Source organism: Moraxella ovis (assembly GCF_900453105.1).
GTDB classification, from domain to species: domain Bacteria; phylum Pseudomonadota; class Gammaproteobacteria; order Pseudomonadales; family Moraxellaceae; genus Moraxella; species Moraxella ovis.
On the sequence record NZ_UGPW01000001.1, the window covers coordinates 923,583 to 939,303 of the forward strand.

14 protein-coding genes are annotated in these 15,721 nt (G+C 45.7%); 9 read left to right on the forward strand and 5 right to left on the reverse strand.

All coding sequences use genetic code 11. From position 1 onward, the window contains the following. The 3 genes from DYD54_RS04550 to rpoD all read right to left on the reverse strand — a co-directional run bounded on the left by DYD54_RS04550 (position 1) and on the right by rpoD (position 3,690). The gene (locus DYD54_RS04550; RefSeq protein ID WP_167541387.1) at positions 1 to 1,284 is read right to left on the reverse strand and encodes an exonuclease SbcCD subunit D C-terminal domain-containing protein; all 1,284 of its coding nucleotides are present in this window, start codon (positions 1,282 to 1,284) and stop codon (positions 1 to 3) included. 88 nt (positions 1,285 to 1,372) lie between these two features. Beyond that, positions 1,373 to 1,702, reverse strand: coding sequence for a YbeD family protein (locus DYD54_RS04555; protein WP_063513925.1), 330 nt, complete (start codon positions 1,700 to 1,702; stop codon positions 1,373 to 1,375). Positions 1,703 to 1,833: 131 nt separating this feature from the next. After that, positions 1,834 to 3,690, reverse strand: coding sequence for an RNA polymerase sigma factor RpoD (gene rpoD, locus DYD54_RS04560; protein WP_063513926.1), 1,857 nt, complete (start codon positions 3,688 to 3,690; stop codon positions 1,834 to 1,836). Between the two features lie 278 nt (positions 3,691 to 3,968). Between rpoD and DYD54_RS04565 the strand changes: the two genes are divergently transcribed. The 4 genes from DYD54_RS04565 to DYD54_RS04580 all read left to right on the forward strand — a co-directional run bounded on the left by DYD54_RS04565 (position 3,969) and on the right by DYD54_RS04580 (position 7,733). After that, entirely contained in the window at positions 3,969 to 4,451 is a 483-nt protein-coding gene (locus DYD54_RS04565; protein ID WP_063514966.1) for a hypothetical protein, read from the forward strand. A gap of 9 nt (positions 4,452 to 4,460) precedes the next feature. Then, the gene (locus tag DYD54_RS04570; RefSeq protein WP_063513927.1) at positions 4,461 to 4,766 is read left to right on the forward strand and encodes a hypothetical protein; all 306 of its coding nucleotides are present in this window, start codon (positions 4,461 to 4,463) and stop codon (positions 4,764 to 4,766) included. 162 nt (positions 4,767 to 4,928) lie between these two features. Continuing rightward, a complete protein-coding gene (glnA, locus tag DYD54_RS04575; RefSeq protein WP_063513928.1) occupies positions 4,929 to 6,338 on the forward strand; it encodes a type I glutamate--ammonia ligase in 1,410 nt (469 codons plus the stop codon). A gap of 132 nt (positions 6,339 to 6,470) precedes the next feature. After that, the gene (locus DYD54_RS04580) at positions 6,471 to 7,733 is read left to right on the forward strand and encodes an FAD-dependent monooxygenase (RefSeq protein WP_063513929.1); all 1,263 of its coding nucleotides are present in this window, start codon (positions 6,471 to 6,473) and stop codon (positions 7,731 to 7,733) included. A gap of 9 nt (positions 7,734 to 7,742) precedes the next feature. On the opposite strand, the gene DYD54_RS04585 is transcribed toward DYD54_RS04580, so the two are convergent. Beyond that, positions 7,743 to 8,654: a LysO family transporter gene (locus tag DYD54_RS04585; RefSeq protein WP_063513930.1), complete on the reverse strand. Its 912-nt coding sequence runs from the start codon at positions 8,652 to 8,654 to the stop codon at positions 7,743 to 7,745. Between the two features lie 241 nt (positions 8,655 to 8,895). Here DYD54_RS04585 and DYD54_RS04590 point away from each other — a divergent pair, with 241 nt between their 5' ends. The 3 genes from DYD54_RS04590 (at position 8,896) to ttcA (ending at position 14,057) form a co-directional block, all read left to right on the forward strand. Next, positions 8,896 to 10,080, forward strand: a complete 1,185-nt coding sequence (locus tag DYD54_RS04590; protein WP_063513931.1) for a mechanosensitive ion channel family protein — start codon at positions 8,896 to 8,898, stop codon at positions 10,078 to 10,080. 84 nt (positions 10,081 to 10,164) lie between these two features. After that, positions 10,165 to 12,939 carry a bifunctional 23S rRNA (guanine(2069)-N(7))-methyltransferase RlmK/23S rRNA (guanine(2445)-N(2))-methyltransferase RlmL gene (rlmKL, locus tag DYD54_RS04595; protein WP_084260609.1) on the forward strand — a complete coding sequence of 925 codons (2,775 nt, stop codon included), beginning with the start codon at positions 10,165 to 10,167 and terminating at the stop codon, positions 12,937 to 12,939. A gap of 47 nt (positions 12,940 to 12,986) precedes the next feature. Beyond that, positions 12,987 to 14,057, forward strand: a complete 1,071-nt coding sequence (gene ttcA / locus DYD54_RS04600; RefSeq protein ID WP_084260610.1) for a tRNA 2-thiocytidine(32) synthetase TtcA — start codon at positions 12,987 to 12,989, stop codon at positions 14,055 to 14,057. Between the two features lie 44 nt (positions 14,058 to 14,101). On the opposite strand, the gene aroQ is transcribed toward ttcA, so the two are convergent. Next, positions 14,102 to 14,584, reverse strand: coding sequence for a type II 3-dehydroquinate dehydratase (gene aroQ, locus DYD54_RS04605; protein ID WP_063513932.1), 483 nt, complete (start codon positions 14,582 to 14,584; stop codon positions 14,102 to 14,104). Positions 14,585 to 14,892: 308 nt separating this feature from the next. Here aroQ and DYD54_RS04610 point away from each other — a divergent pair, with 308 nt between their 5' ends. Both DYD54_RS04610 and DYD54_RS04615 read left to right on the forward strand, forming a co-directional pair. After that, positions 14,893 to 15,102: a cold-shock protein gene (locus tag DYD54_RS04610; RefSeq protein WP_036362254.1), complete on the forward strand. Its 210-nt coding sequence runs from the start codon at positions 14,893 to 14,895 to the stop codon at positions 15,100 to 15,102. Between the two features lie 154 nt (positions 15,103 to 15,256). After that, positions 15,257 to 15,709 (forward strand): hypothetical protein, encoded by a 453-nt coding sequence (locus DYD54_RS04615; protein ID WP_063513933.1) that lies wholly within the window; start codon positions 15,257 to 15,259, stop codon positions 15,707 to 15,709. Positions 15,710 to 15,721 lie beyond the last annotated feature (12 nt).

The following is a 15,721-nucleotide window of genomic DNA, read 5'->3' on the forward strand; positions in this document are numbered from 1 at the left end:
TCATTCGGCGCGGTGATCGGTATCGTGTAGGTCGGTGAGTAGAGTTTGGTAGGCTTGTTTTAAGGACTGCTGTTCAGCATCCTCCATGTCGTTTTGATTGAGCAAGGTTTCAAAAACTTGCATCTCGGTCAGCTGTTTTAGATCGATTGTTTGATGATGTAAGCTAAGGCTTTGCTGATACAGAGTTTTGTTTTGGATGTTTAATGCGATGACGAGGCTGTATTCAAGCAGACTACGAATGTCCTGTACGAGTGTCGGACGAATCTCGTTGCCTGTATAAATAATCTCAACCCAGATGCTCTGACCATATTCGATAAGTTTGCTCAATTCTTTGGTGATTTGATCCCAGTCGCCATTGATGCGTGCAAGCTTTTGAAACACTGGAACGGGTAATGCCGTGATACTAGGCTTAGTATTGGCATCATCAAAATCAACCAACAGCACTTGCTTGGCTTTACCTGCCTCGCCAAAACCCATCGCAATCGGCGAGCCACAGTAGCGTATGTGATCGTAGCCGGCAACTTTTTGTGGCGCGTGAATGTGCCCCAGTGCCACATAGTCGATACACTTATCAAAGGTGTTGGCGGATATTTGACCCAATGTACCAACATACAGATCGCGCATCCCGTCGTCCTTGGATGAGACGCTGGCGCCTGCGGCGAAGAGATGCCCTGTGGCGATGATGGGGATTTTTTTGTTGAATTTATTGAGAATGTCGGCTTGCGTTTGTTCGGCTTGTTCGCTTAGTGTCTGATAATGATTAGTGATGCCTTGGATGGTGTCATGCTCTTTGGTAGTGATGTCATCAAAGCTTTTGCTAGCGCGAACGTCTTTGTCGCGCAAATAAGGCACAGCAAGGATAATGGCTTCAGGGGTGTCGCCTTTGTGCAATATCAGAAGCTCATCGCTAATATCATCGCTTGCGATGCCGATGACTTGAACATTCAGCGCGCGCAAGATTGTCTTGGGTGCATCTAAGAAAGTTGGGCTGTCGTGATTACCAGCAGTGATGATCACATGACGGCAAGCGCTTTTGGCAGTGCTGCCTAGGAATTTATAATAAAGCTCTTGGGCTTTATTACTTGGTGTCATCGTGTCAAAAATGTCACCCGCCACAATCAAAACATCCACCTCGTGCTCATTAAGTACATCAATGAGCCAATCCAAAAATTGCGCAAATTCGTCATAGCGCTGCTCTTGGTAAAGTCGTTTGCCAAGATGCCAATCAGAGGTGTGCAGAATGCGCAGGGTGGATTTTTTTGGGATGGTGTTTGATGTCGTCATGTAAAAAAGCATTAAATACGGTAAGCTATAAAAAAGACCGCCTAATTGCGGTCTTGGCTTGATTTATTATAACATCAATCAAGGAGATTTATACCACTGTTTTGACCGTTTTGGCCTTGTCTAATGCGGTATATAGGCGATTCACTTCATCCGCAGAAGTGAGATAGAGTCTCGCGCGCAGGGCGTGGAATTTACCTGTTTTGGATGGCTTGACCATGATGCTTGCGGCATCAAAATCAGGGAAAATCTCTGCTAGAATCAGCGTCACTTCGTTGCGCAATGTGTCATGCTCGCCTTCATGTCCGATGATACTGATAGGGTAATCCATTGGGAAGTTCCACAGTTCTGGATTTTGGATCTCGGTGCGCTTAGCATTAGGTGCGGTGGGTACACGATTTAGATTGGTAAATTTGGTCATGATGACTGCCTTTTAGATAATGATTGAAGATAAAATGGGGCAAGCTGCCCAAATTTCAAGGTGTGCCGATGCTTGGCTGATATCAATAAAAATAACCACACGAAGGTGGTTATTTTTGTGATGAAATGAAATCAATCATCCTCAAGGAATGAGCGTAGGTGTTCAGAGCGTGAAGGGTGGCGCAGTTTACGCAGTGCCTTAGCCTCGATCTGACGGATACGCTCACGGGTGACATCGAACTGCTTGCCGACTTCTTCTAGGGTGTGATCAGACGCCATGTCAATGCCGAAACGCATTTTTAATACTTTGGCTTCACGTTCGGTTAGGTTGTCCAGCACTTCTCGGGTGGCTTCACGCAAACCTTCGGCAGTGGCGCTATCCACAGGGCTTGAGATGGTGCTGTCTTCGATGAAATCGCCCAAGTGGCTATCTTCATCATCGCCGATTGGCGTCTCCATGGAGATGGGCTCTTTGGCGATTTTTAGGACTTTGCGCACTTTGGCTTCGTCCATGTCTAGACGTTCGCCAAGCTCTTCAGGGGTGGGCTCACGCCCCATCTCTTGGAGCAGCTGACGGCTGACACGGTTGATTTTATTAATCGTCTCGATCATGTGCACAGGAATACGAATGGTGCGTGCTTGGTCGGCGATAGAGCGTGTTATCGCCTGACGAATCCACCAAGTGGCATAGGTTGAGAACTTATAACCACGACGATATTCAAACTTATCAACCGCTTTCATCAGGCCGATGTTGCCCTCTTGGATAAGGTCAAGGAATTGTAGGCCACGGTTGGTGTATTTTTTGGCGATGGAGATAACCAGACGTAAGTTGGCTTCAACCATGTCTTTTTTGGCGCGACGAGCTTTGGCCTCCCCGATTGCCATTTGGCGCGCCACAGCTTTCATGTTTTTTACGTCCATTTGCAGGTCGTTCTCATGAGCTAAGATTCTCTCTTGGAGGGCGACGACCTCGGGTAGGACTTTTTTTAGCGTCTCAGCAAAAGCGGGCTTACCGCTGATGCGTAATGGTAGCCACTCTAGGTTGGTTTCGTTACTTGGGAAGGTTTTTTTGAATTCCCCAAGAGGCATCTTACCGCGGCGCACGACCAATCGCATAATCTTGCGTTCGCTGTTGCGCACGTCTTCATAAACCTCGCGCATGAGTGCGATGACTTGCTCAGATAGGCGGTTATTTAGCTTAATAAGCATAAAGCGAGACGCCAATTCATCGTAGGCGGCTTTTGCTTCTGGGCTGCCGCGTCCGTATTTTTCTAGAGCTTTTTGGGATTGGTTGAATAGCTGTTCAATCTCTTCAAAACGTGCGCGTACTTCTTCTGGATCTAGATGGCTGTCATCATCACCGCTACTTGCACCATCTAGATCTTCTTCGTCTTCTTCCAAATCATCAATGTCGTCGTCCTCCTTAATGTCTTCTGGCTCGATGTCGTTGTCTTCTTTGAGTTCAAACTCATCATCTTCTAGATTTAAGAAGCCTGAGACGATGTCGGAGATTTTTTTCTCGCCGGTTTCGATTTGTGCGTATTCATCCAGCACGAACTTTACGGTGCCAGGCCAGTAGGCCATGATGTACTGAACTTCGCGCGTGCCTTCCTCGATGCGCTTAGCGATGCTGATTTCACCTTCGCGAGTTAATAGATCAACGGTGCCCATCTCGCGCATGTACATACGCACAGGGTCGGTGGTGCGACCAGGTTCGGTTTCTACGCTGGCGAGAACCGCTGCCGCTTCATCAGCTGCCATCTCATCGTCGCTACTGGTATCGGTAAGTAAGATGTCATCATCATCAGGAGCAACTTCATAGATGGGAATGCCGACGTCGGTCAGCATCTGTACGATGTCCTCAATTTGATCGCTTTCGGTGACCGATTCTGGAAGTTGGTCGTTGACCTCGGCATACGTCAGATAGCCTTGTTCCTTGCCTAACTGAATCAACGTTGCTAATTGAGAATTTGAGTGTTGTTCGCTCATGAGTGCTCGCTTTTTTATGCTGTAAACTGATGAATCTAATGAAAATGGCGCTTATTATAACATAGTTGAATGTTATGTGGGGATGCTTGCGGTATTTTAAAAGGTGACTTCATACAATTTTGTTTTTTAATAAGTTTTATTAAAAAACTTGTGTCAATATCTATGAATAAAAACATCGCATGATCTATTTATTACTGGCAAAATCACATAAACATAAGGTAAAATAACCATTTTAAATTTAGAACCCAATTCATCGGTTTGTGGTGTTGATGATTAGCATGAAAGCTTCTTTTTTGTCGTTAAAATATTCTTGTGCTGCGGGGCTGCTTATTGCCTTGACGGCATGCGAGCCTAAAGTTAATCATGATGCCTCATCAGATGCCGAACCTGTCGCCACATCATCAGGCGATCTTATCGGCTGCTATACGGTAAGCCACGAAGAGCCTGCGCAGATTAAGATTAATCAGGTCGAAGGCGGCTTTAACATGCAAATGAGAGAGCTTGAAGGCTTGCCTAACGTTTGGGATAAGCCTGCACCTTTGGCAGTTATTGACGTGGATAAGGGCTGGGATTATTTTAAAGTAAATGCACTGGATCTGAATAAGAATGATGTGGATGCGATGATTGGTAGGTCGGACGGTATGATGGTTCTTGCCAAAGTCAAAGACACCGCCATAAACATCAATCCGCGACTTGACAGTAGCTATGTCATGTATATCGTACAGGGCTCTAACACTGTCTATAAAGTGGCGTGCGACTAAGGGGCTGTTATGGGATTATTTGGTTATTTGATATTGGGTGCGATCATGTATCTGGTTGGCTTTATGATGAACCAAAAGCTACTAAAAAAACATCGCACCAATGAAGCGCAGCCGCCCATCAAGCACCCAATGATCATAAAATGTGTTACGGCCTGCTTTGTGATTATGCTGGCAGTGAGTGCGCTGATTGGTCGATATGTGCTGCATCATGATGGATTTGACTGGGCGTTTATTATTGTGAATAGCCTAGTGGCGACGGTGGTATTTTATTTTGGATTGAACCCTGATACTACGAAGATGAACATGCCTAATTAGTGCGTTTGACCGATTTATTAATACAAGTTATTAATAAATCGGTTTTTTTGATAAGTTTTTATAAAATCCGTCATATTGTCGAAAGTGATTGACAGATGACAAGAAGGGTTTTAATATCGTAATGTTTGGTTTGGCTTATATTTTTGATTTTTGGAGTGAGTTATGTCTAATAAGCTATTTGATTTGATTGAATCATCAGGCGCAAAATGGGTGGATTTCCGTTATACCGACACACACGGCAAGGGGATGCACCTAACTTTTCCTGCGCACAGCGTTGATGAAGACACGCTAGAAGATGGTAAAATGTTCGACGCGTCGAGCGTGGCAGGCTGGAAGGGCGTGGAAGCATCCGACATGATCTTGCTGCCAGACCCTGATACTGCGTATGTTGATCCATTCTTTGAGGCACCGACCGTGGTGGTGACGTGTGATGTCATCGAGCCAGACACACTACAAGGCTACGCCAAGGACCCTCGTTCTATCGCTCGCCGCGCTGAGACTTATCTAAAATCAACAGGTATTGGTGATACTGCCCTGATCGGTCCTGAGCCTGAGTTTTTCGTATTTGACGAGGTCAAGTGGGACATCGACATGTCTGGCGCGCGCAATACCGTGATTTCAGAGGCGGCGGCATGGAGCACCAACAAGGACTATGCGTGGGGTAATAATGGTCAGCGCCCTGCCGTGAAGGGTGCTTATGCGGCGCTTGCGCCCGTGGATCATTATCATGACATGCGTTCTGTCATGTGTGATCGCATCGAAGAGGTAATGGGTACAGGTCGTATCGAAGTGCATCACCATGAAGTGGCGAGCAGTCAGCTTGAAATTGGTATCTCCTTCAATACGTTGGTAAAAAAAGCAGACGAAGTTCAGCAATTTAAATACATCGTTCAAAACGTAGCTAACCAGTTTGGCAAAACTGCCACCTTTATGCCAAAGCCGCTCGTTGGTGATAATGGTTCAGGCATGCACGTAAACATGTCTATCTCTAAGGATGGCGTGAATACATTCTCAGGTGATGAGTATGCTGGTCTATCAAAGACGGCACTGTATTTCATTGGTGGCATCATCAAGCACGCACGAGCGCTAAACGCCATCACCAATCCAAGCACCAACAGCTACAAGCGTCTAGTGCCGCACTTCGAAGCGCCAATTAAGCTGGCTTATTCTGCATCTAACCGCTCGGCATCGATTCGTATTCCGCACGTGACCAGTCCTAAGGCAGTTCGTATTGAAGCGCGATTCCCTGATCCATCAGCAAACCCTTATTTGTGCTTTGCGGCGCTACTAATGGCAGGTCTTGATGGTATTGAGAATAAGATCGATCCAGGCGAGGCAGCGGATAAGAACTTATACGATCTACCGCCAGAAGAAGAGGCTCTAATCCCTACAGTGGCTGAGAACCTTGAAGTGGCGCTTAATGCTCTGCGTGATGATCATGACTTCCTACTAAAAGGCGATGTATTTAGCAAAGATATGATCGAAAGCTATATCGCGCTTAAGATGAAAGAAGTTCAAAAAATTAACGAAGCAGTACACCCACTTGAGTTTGACATGTACTATCGTGTGTAATGACTTAATCATCCAAAAAGCACAAAGTTGTCTTTGTGCTTTTTTGTTATCCATGAATGGATAATTGATTTATTGTCAAATAAGGGTAATTTTGGGTACAATGATAGATATTTTTTATAAGCGAGCACACGCATGAGCGCATTAAATCCATCTAAGCAAATAGATACCGATGTTTTGATTGTCGGTGGTGGTGCCGTGGGCATGTGTCTTGCTATTGGCCTTGCCAAGCTTCATCAACAGGTGGTATTGATTGACATTAAGCCTAAGCTTAGTGCTGTAGATAGACAGTCGATGCTCGCCAAAAGAGATGCTCGTGTGTATGCGCTAAATTTATTAAGTCTTGAGCTATTTAAGGATATTGGCGCAGATGATTTTGTGCGGCGTGCCGACTATATACAGATGCACGTGTGGCAAGGTGACGGGCGTGGCGAGCTTAATTTTGCCAAATCATCACTAACGCCAAGCTTAATGGGTAGCATGGTCGAGCCTAATGTGATCGATGATGCGTTAGACAGACGTGCCTCTCATGCAGATGTTGCGCCATTTTTAACGATATTAAATGCAACTCATATCGATGAGCGGCTCGGTATCGATGCGCGCCATGATGGCGTCAGCGTCCGAGTGTGTGATGCAGATGGCGCTAGCAGCATAATCAGCGCACGCCTGATGGTCGGTGCGGATGGTAGGGGTTCTACAGTACGTAGGCTGGCTGGGATTGAGGTGGATCGCTTGGATTACCGTCAGACAGCGATTTGCTGCGCCATCAAGACTGCTCATCCGCATGATAATACCGCGCGTCAAGCCATGCTGCCAACAGGAACATTGGCATTATTGCCATTGGCAGATCTTGAAGAGGGGGATAATGGTCATTGGCAATCGGTGGTATGGACGCTTGCGACCCAAACAGCTGAAGAATATCTGATGTTATCACCCAGTCAGCTTGCAGATAAACTGAGCATAGCGAGCGGATTTGAGCTTGGGGAGATTCTTGATATTGAGTCGATTGCAAGTTTTCCGCTGTCCGCGCAAGTTGCTAAGACATACACGGCGCTCCACACCTTACTCATCGGTGATGCGGCGCATGGCGTGCACCCACTGGCGGGCCAAGGGCTTAATCTTGGCTTAGCCGATGTCAAAGCGTTGCTTGACTTAATTGAGCAAGCTGGCGCAAAAAACCAAAACCCATTTTCCGCGCAAGTATTAAGACGATATGAGCGTATACGACGTGCTCAGAATGCACTAATGATGCATAGTTTTTCGATGATTAATTATGCGTTTGCGGGCAAGGCATTCCATAAAGAACCGATGCGGTTTTTGCGTGCTGAGGTGGTGAATTTTACTGGTAAAATCCGCCCGTTGATGGATTTTTTTAATCATAAAGCAAGCGGATTGTGATGCTACAAACTATCTAAATGCGCTAAAGAATACCATCAAAATCGGCGAGATGACATTGGTAATAAAGCCAAAGCTAATCACGATGGGCACGATCTTAGTGCCGCCTGCTTGGGTGAGTGTTGGCAGGGTAAAATCAAGACTGGTCACGCCACCAAGCCCAATCGCGGCTGACTGTGAGTAGCGCATGATCCACGGAATAAAGATCAGCGCGATGATCTCTCTTGATAAGTCATTCAGCAAGGCGACGCTGCCCCATACCGCACCATAGGCGTCTGTCATCACGGTACCTGATAGAGAATACCAACCAAACCCTGAAGCTAAGGCCAGACCCTTAGGGATGGACACTTCCTCAAAGAGCAGTGCAAATACCACGCCCGAAAGCAGGGTAATCACCGTAAATACAGCACTAATCTGAAGTCCGCGCTTGTTTAGCATGGCTTCTTTTAATGTCACGCCAGACCCCTTTAGGCTAACTCCCACCAAAAACAATAGCGCCATCAATAACACAGTAGTCGTGTTATGAGGCGGCAGTAGGCTATCCGGTAGAACCTTCGCGATGATAAAACCAATTACCAGACAGCCAATCTGTACAAGGCTACCACGCAAGCTGATTTTAGGTTTGGTGTTATTATGATGATGGGTATGTGTAGAGGGTGGTATAAACTTATCAAAGGCAATCAGAGCGGCTGTCCCTATACCAATGGTCAGAGCGATCAGCGTGCTTAGATATAACGTAATGGCGTCTACTTTTTGGCTTAGATTCTCAACAAGACCAAGCTCGATACCAATCACAATCAAAATCAAAAACACCAGGTAATTCAAGGCGCGCTCGGCAACACTCGCCCAATTTGTGTGGCTAGGTAGTGCAAAGCCGATGAACATGGGTGTTAATATGAGTAATAAGGTGATCAGTCCATTCATCTGAATAACTTATGCCGTGTCGTATCGAAAGTTGTTTTTTGGTTTTGTTATTTTAAATAGCCAAAAAAATAAAAATCCGCCAAAAACATGATTCACTGACGAAAAAGTTCAAATAAAGAAATTATTTGGCGGTAAATTTTGTTAAAATAAGCAAACTTAACGGATGTCTTGCGACAGGCCATTAAGCCATGCGTATTATGCTATTTTAACATCAACCTGCTCTTAACGCCACCATTAGATTATGAACACCCAGAATATCACTCGGTTTTTTGAAAATATCATGCGCGACTTATATCAAAGCGTGTATTTATTTTTGGGTGGTTCGCTTGATGATCAGACCTTAAACTGGGCGGATCGCGGTCTTGCGTTTGCAGCGACCGTGATTAAGATTGTCATTCTGCTTGCGATTATCGGATTTATCTATTGGTTTTTGGTGTATTGCGTTAAGCATGCGCGTGCTTTTTTACACTTATCTCAGCGTCAGGTGCGCGTGATGCGTGCCGTGCTGCGTTATACGTGGTTTGTTGCCAGTCTTATTGCGATCATGATGCAGATTGGCTTTCATACAGATACAGTGAAGGCGACAGCGAAGGCGGCAGGCTGGGCGGGCTTCTATTATGTGCTGTGGACGATGTCGGGCAAGATGCTCAGCGGCGTTCTAAAGCATTATGAGTTAAACGCATCCATCGAGCAGCTACTAAAGAACATGATTCTTGTCATCATCCTAGTGCTGACGACAGCGAGCGTACTTGCTCAGTTTGGCTTTGACATCGTGTCGTTGGTGGCGGGTCTTGGTATTGTGGGTTTGGCTGTGGGTTTTGCCGCCCAAAGTACGCTTGCCAACTTCATTGCGGGCATTACCATCTTGATTGAGCAGTCATTTCAGGTGGGTGATTGGATTCGCCTGGGTGACAAAGAAGGACGCGTGGTGAAGATTTCGCTACGAGCGACGCAGATTCTTGATCGTGATAATATCATTATTATCATTCCAAATGCTACCGTGGCATCGTCTGAGGTGGTTAATCTTACCTCTAAGAAGATGATTCGTTTTGATGTCAAAGCGCGTATTGCCTTGGAGGCGGATATAAGTCAAGCTCGAAGCATCATCGTTAAGACGCTTGCCAAAGACGAAGTGGTGTTAAAGCATCCTGCACCAATGGCAACCGTGGCGGAAGTCGGCGAATCTGGCGTGTATTTCATCGTGCGATTCTGGGTGGCACCATTATCCGTGGCACGCATCCCGATCATCAAAGAAAACATCAACGAGAAAATCAAACGCGCCCTAGATGAAGCAGGGATTAAAGCGCCTTATCCGCACATGCGCCTGATCGTCGATGATCATAATATCCTACACATCCCCGCCAGTCAGGTGGAGGTAGCAGAGCACATCGAAGAAGATCTAGAATCTGCTGCTCGCAAAAACTAACTGCTGTCCAATAATCAAGCAAAAATACATTCAAAATATGCTATAATAGGCGGTTTATTTGCCTTGCGTATTTTTGAGAAAATTATGAGTAGTCACCCCCCTGTTCTGATTAATCCTTTTGAGAGGTTCGATGTTAATGATTTTGAGCTGATCATCACTTGTGCTGACGGGCTTGAAAATGCGCTATTAATCGAGCTTGATAGCTTTGGCTTGGCGGGTGAGATTCTGCGCGCAGGGCGTATTCGTGTGCAAGTGAGCCTTGCCAAATTCTACCGCATCTGTCTGTACAGCCGTGTGGCGAGCCGTGTGCTACTGCCTATCGGCGAATATCATTTCAAACAAAAGCAAGCAACTACTAACCAAATCTCAAAAGACGCCAAAGGGCGCACCGTTACCCGCACACTAGACACTCAGATCATCGATGAAGATGTGCCTGAGGCGCTTTATAAGTTCGCTGCGCGATACGACTGGGCGAAGGTTTTTGGTCTGAATGATACGTTCGCCATTCGCCTATCTACAGATAAGCGCCTAACCGTAAATCAGCAGTTCGCCACGCTACGCATTAAGGATGCCATTGCGGATAATTTTAATAAGCAATTTGGTGAGCGTCCTGACGTCTCTAAGACGCCAGATTTTCATATCTTTGCGGCGGCGAATAATAAGTTTGCTGAGCTCTTTTTGGATTTATCAGGCACCAGCCTGCATCGCCGCGGCTACCGCGTGGTTAATACCGCTGCACCCTTAAAAGAGAACTTGGCTGCAGCGTTATTATATGAATCGAATTGGCATACTTGCAAGCATGACGCGCTGATCGATCCGATGTGTGGGTCGGGTACTTTCATCACAGAAGCATTGCTCATGCGTGCCGACTATCCTGTGGGGCTTGATAAGACAACAGCGGAGTTTGGTTTTTATCATTGGGCGTATCATGATGATGTGCTTTGGCAGGAGGCTGTGAGCCGTGCTAGTGAGAGATTCCATGCCAATCTAGATAAGCTTGCCCAAAACCCACCCACCGTCATCGCATTGGATGCAGATGCCAATGCGGTTCATGCCTGTCATCAGAATCTATTGGCATCGGGTCTAGCGCCCATCATCAGCCATATCACTCTGCAACAAAAGACGGTATCAGGGCTAAAAGACTCATTGTCAAAAATCCGTGCTGACCATCCGCTAATCATCACAAACCCGCCTTATGGTGAGCGTCTGGGCGAGAGTGATTTTATTAAGCCGCTGTATCACGGGCTTGGCTTGTCGGTGGTGGATGGGCTGATGCAGACAGGCGTGACCCGTGCTGACATGGCAGTGCTGGGCAGTCATGTAGAGCATGTCGATACGCTACCGATTATCGATCCCAAGACACTGCGCTGTCATAATGGCGCGCTGACGGTGTATTTCCGTCATGGGGCGCTTGATTTGTCCAAAAAAGACAGCTTAATTGAGAGTTTCGTTAAGCGCGAAATCACCAATGAAGAATCGCAAGAATTCATCAACCGCTTCCAAAAGAACTTGGCGCATCTAAAGAAGCTTGCTAAGACTGATGACGTCACCAATCTGCGTGTTTATGATGCTGATCTGCCGAATTATAATGTCGCGATTGACCTGTATGATGACAAGGTGCATGTGCAAGAATACGCACCACCCAAGCAAATTCCTGCCGATGTCGCGAAGGCTCGATTCAATCTGGTGTTAAATGGGGTGCGCGAAGTGCTGGGCGTATTCCGTGAAGATGTGTTTATCAAGACGCGCGCCAGACAATCGGGCAATGAGCAATACACCAAGAATCCCAATGCGGACACCAAGCGCAAAAAAATGTACGTCGCGCGTGAGCATGGGGCGTACCTGTATGTGAATTTCACCGATTATCTAGATACAGGGCTGTTCATTGACCATCGCAACATGCGTCAGATCGTCGCTAACGCCAGCCGTGCCAAGCGTGTGTTAAACCTATTCGCCTATACATGTACAGCAAGTGTACACGCTGCAATGGCGGGCGCACGATCGGTCACGAGCGTGGATTTGTCCGCCAACTATCTAGATTGGGGTAAGCAGAATTTCGCCCTAAATGGCCTAGTGCTGGATGCTGAATATGAAGGCGGGCCAAAGTATCAGTTCATCGCATCTGATGTCTTTGAATGGATCAAAGAGCACACCGAGCAGTACGACGTGATATTCATTGATCCACCGACTTTCTCAAACTCCAAGAAATTCAAAGGCACCTTCGATGTTCAAAGGGATCATGTTGCCCTGATTAATCGTGCGATGAACCGCCTGTCTGCTGATGGCGTGCTGTATTTTAGTAATAACTACACGCGTTTTGAATTGGATGAGAGCCTAAACGCTCGCTATGACGTGGCGTGTATCACGGATAAGACCATCGGGTTTGACTTCAATCCGAAAAAACCCATCCATCAAAGCTATCAAATCCGCCACAAAAATGGCAAAAAAACCATCAGTCAGCCATCTGATCAATTCGATGCTAAAGCTCAGATCGCAGATGATGAAGCTTATCATGCAAGACGCCACACACAAAAAGACGAGTTCAAAAAGAATCGATTCAAAGATGATTCTAAAGACTTCAAAAAATCTGGCGCCAAACGCGATGACTTTAAAAGACGTGATAAAAAATCAGATGATTTTAAAGGTGGTTTTAGAACGAATGCTAAAGAAAGTTTTGGTAGCACAAAAGACTTTAAACGAGATCATCGCGACAGAGATTTTAATGGCCAAACTGATACGCCAAAATCAGACAAGCCAAAAGTTCGCTATGAAAAGATTGACGGTAAATTGGTTGCCGTGCCAATCGAAACCACGCAGACTGACAAACCTAAAAAATATACGGTAAAACCGAAATCTTGATGTTTATTTTAAAATCAATGATGTTTAAAGAAATTTGAGAAATAGCCATGACCGATAGCCAAAATTTAACCGATGAAATCCTAAACGATGCAGAAAGCCATTCTGAAATTATTCACGCCTTATCTGCCGACAGCGAGCGAGAGACGGGCACGGACGGCGATGATGAGCATGACTTTGATGATGGCATTAAATCCGCCCGCTTCAAAAAACTACAAAAGAAACTGCGTAAAGAAGTGTCGTGGGCGATTCGTGATTTTAACATGATTGAAGACGGCGATGTCGTCATGGTATGTATCTCAGGCGGTAAGGACAGCTTTACGTTGCTTGATATATTGCTGTTTTTAAAACGCATTGCTCCGATTAACTTTGATGTCGTGGCAGTCAATCTTGACCAAAAACAGCCCAATTTTCCCGAACACGTCCTGCCCGAATACCTATCCAAACAAGGCATTCCGCATTATATCCTAGAAAAGGACACTTATAGCATTGTAAAATCGGTCGTGCCAGAGGGCAAAACTTACTGCTCGGCTTGCTCACGCCTAAGACGTGGCTCGCTGTACGGCTTTGCCAAGCAGATTGGGGCGACTAAGATTGCTCTGGGTCATCATCGTGATGACATTTTGGCGACTTTCTTTTTGAATTTGTTTCATGGCGGAAGTCTAAAAGCCATGCCTCCTAAGCTATTATCTGATGATAAGCAAAATGTGCTAATTCGTCCGCTTGCCTATGTTGCTGAAAAGGACATTATTAAATACGCCAATTATAAGCAGTTTCCCATTATCCCTTGTGGGCTGTGTGGCTCACAAGACAACCTGCAACGGGCGATGATCAATGATATGCTTCGTGAGTGGGACAACGCCCACCCAAAACGCCTAGCCAGTATGTTTAAAGCCTTGCAAAATGTCGCCCCAAGCCAGCTTGCCGACCGTGAACTGTTTGATTTTGAAAGTCTAAAAACCGAACGAACAGACGATGAGCGGCTGTTTGAGGGGGACAATATCCGAGTGGGCGTAAGCGAAAAACTTGCCGATATTGGCTTGCCGACCGCCCCGCAAGTGCAGACCTTTAACCCAAAATTTAGCAACAAAATCCCAACGATCAATCCTGTGCTGGATTAATGAAAAAGCCCTAAATTTAGGGCTTTTTCATCGGGTATAAGTACTCAATGTGAAAGGTTGATTTTGTAGAGATTTTTTAAAAACCACATAAGCGCCATGTCATAACCCATGTCACCAAGTCCGCAGATGACGCCTACCGCCTTATCCGAAAAATACGAATGCGAGCGAAACGGCTCACGAGCGTGCACGTTGGACAGATGTACTTCAATAAAAGGCTTATTGATGGCTGATAGCGCATCTCGAATGGCGACTGAGGTATGAGTGAACGCTGCAGGATTGACGATAACAGCATCAATGGGTGATTCACAAAGCAGACCCAGATTACCAACAGCATCAACGATGTCGCCCTCGTGATTTGATTGTAGGCTGATGAGTTCAATGCCGTGCGATTTGGCTGTCTTGGTGAGTCGCTCTATGATGTCATTTAAAGTGGTCGTGCCGTAGATCTCAGGTTCGCGTTTGCCCAATAGGTGCAAGTTGGGACCGTTGATGAGAAGAATCTTCTTGGATGGGGTGATTTGTTCCATATTGATTGCTTGATTTGATGAATTTGCTTTATTTTATCAGATTTGTGAGGATTTTGGGTGTATTGACGATATTGATAGAAAATTTCAGTCATTATTCCACAAAAACACTTGTATTCTTGGTTTATCATTGATATGATAATTTACAGCAGTTATTCGCAGATGTGGTTTTTTGTAATTGTCTAGCAAAGCGTGTGATTGTATTAGCCATGACAGTGAATGGGTGTTTTTAAGGTGTGGGTGTTTGCCCGACTTGCTCAACTTGCTTGCTTAGGCTTTGGCGTAACAAGCGTTATCGATAGGAATGAAATATGTCAGTTCGTGAACAAGGTACTGTAAAGTGGTTTAATGATTCCAAAGGCTTTGGTTTCATTCAACGTGCTACAGGTGAGGATGTTTTTGTGCATTTCCGCGCGATTCTTGGCGAGGGCTATCGCTCTTTAAAAGAAGGTCAGGCTGTGGAATTTGTCGTGACTGAGGGTGATAAAGGATTGCAAGCTGAAGAAGTAAGCAAGCTGTAACGCTTTTTTGACCCATAAAAGTCCGCTATTTTGGCGGGCTTTTTGTTGCTGTGAGCACTCTGAATTGCTTAGATAATTTTGCAAATCATTTGCATAAATTGATATAATACGCTATTGTAGTGGCATTTTTATGTGACAATTTAGGAGTAATCAGATGAAGTTTGTACAAAAATTAGCAATCGGCGCATTGGCAGTGACAATGGGTGCATCAGCCATGGCTGCTGATAACAAAGGCGCAGATGCACTAACCAACGCAGAAAAAGGTGCGCTAAACATCTGTGATGTCGTGTCTGAGGGTGTATTCAACATCTCTGCCATGCATCAATCAAACATCTCAGAAGCCGAAGCCAAAAAAACCATGGACGAAGTCGCTGCTGATTTGATTAAGCAGCATGGCGATGATGAAGTAACCGCATTCGTCAAAGAATTCTGGCAAGACAGCCTATCAACCATCATCTATAAGCAGCCAATCCAAACCGCTGATGACAAAAAACGCGAAATCGTTCAAGCCAATGCCGTAGAATCAGGCCTTGCTTGTCTAGGTATTTTGCTTGGCGAGAAAGAAGGTGAGCAAGCACTCAAGAAAATGCAGGCCTCCCAAAAATAACTAAGGATATCA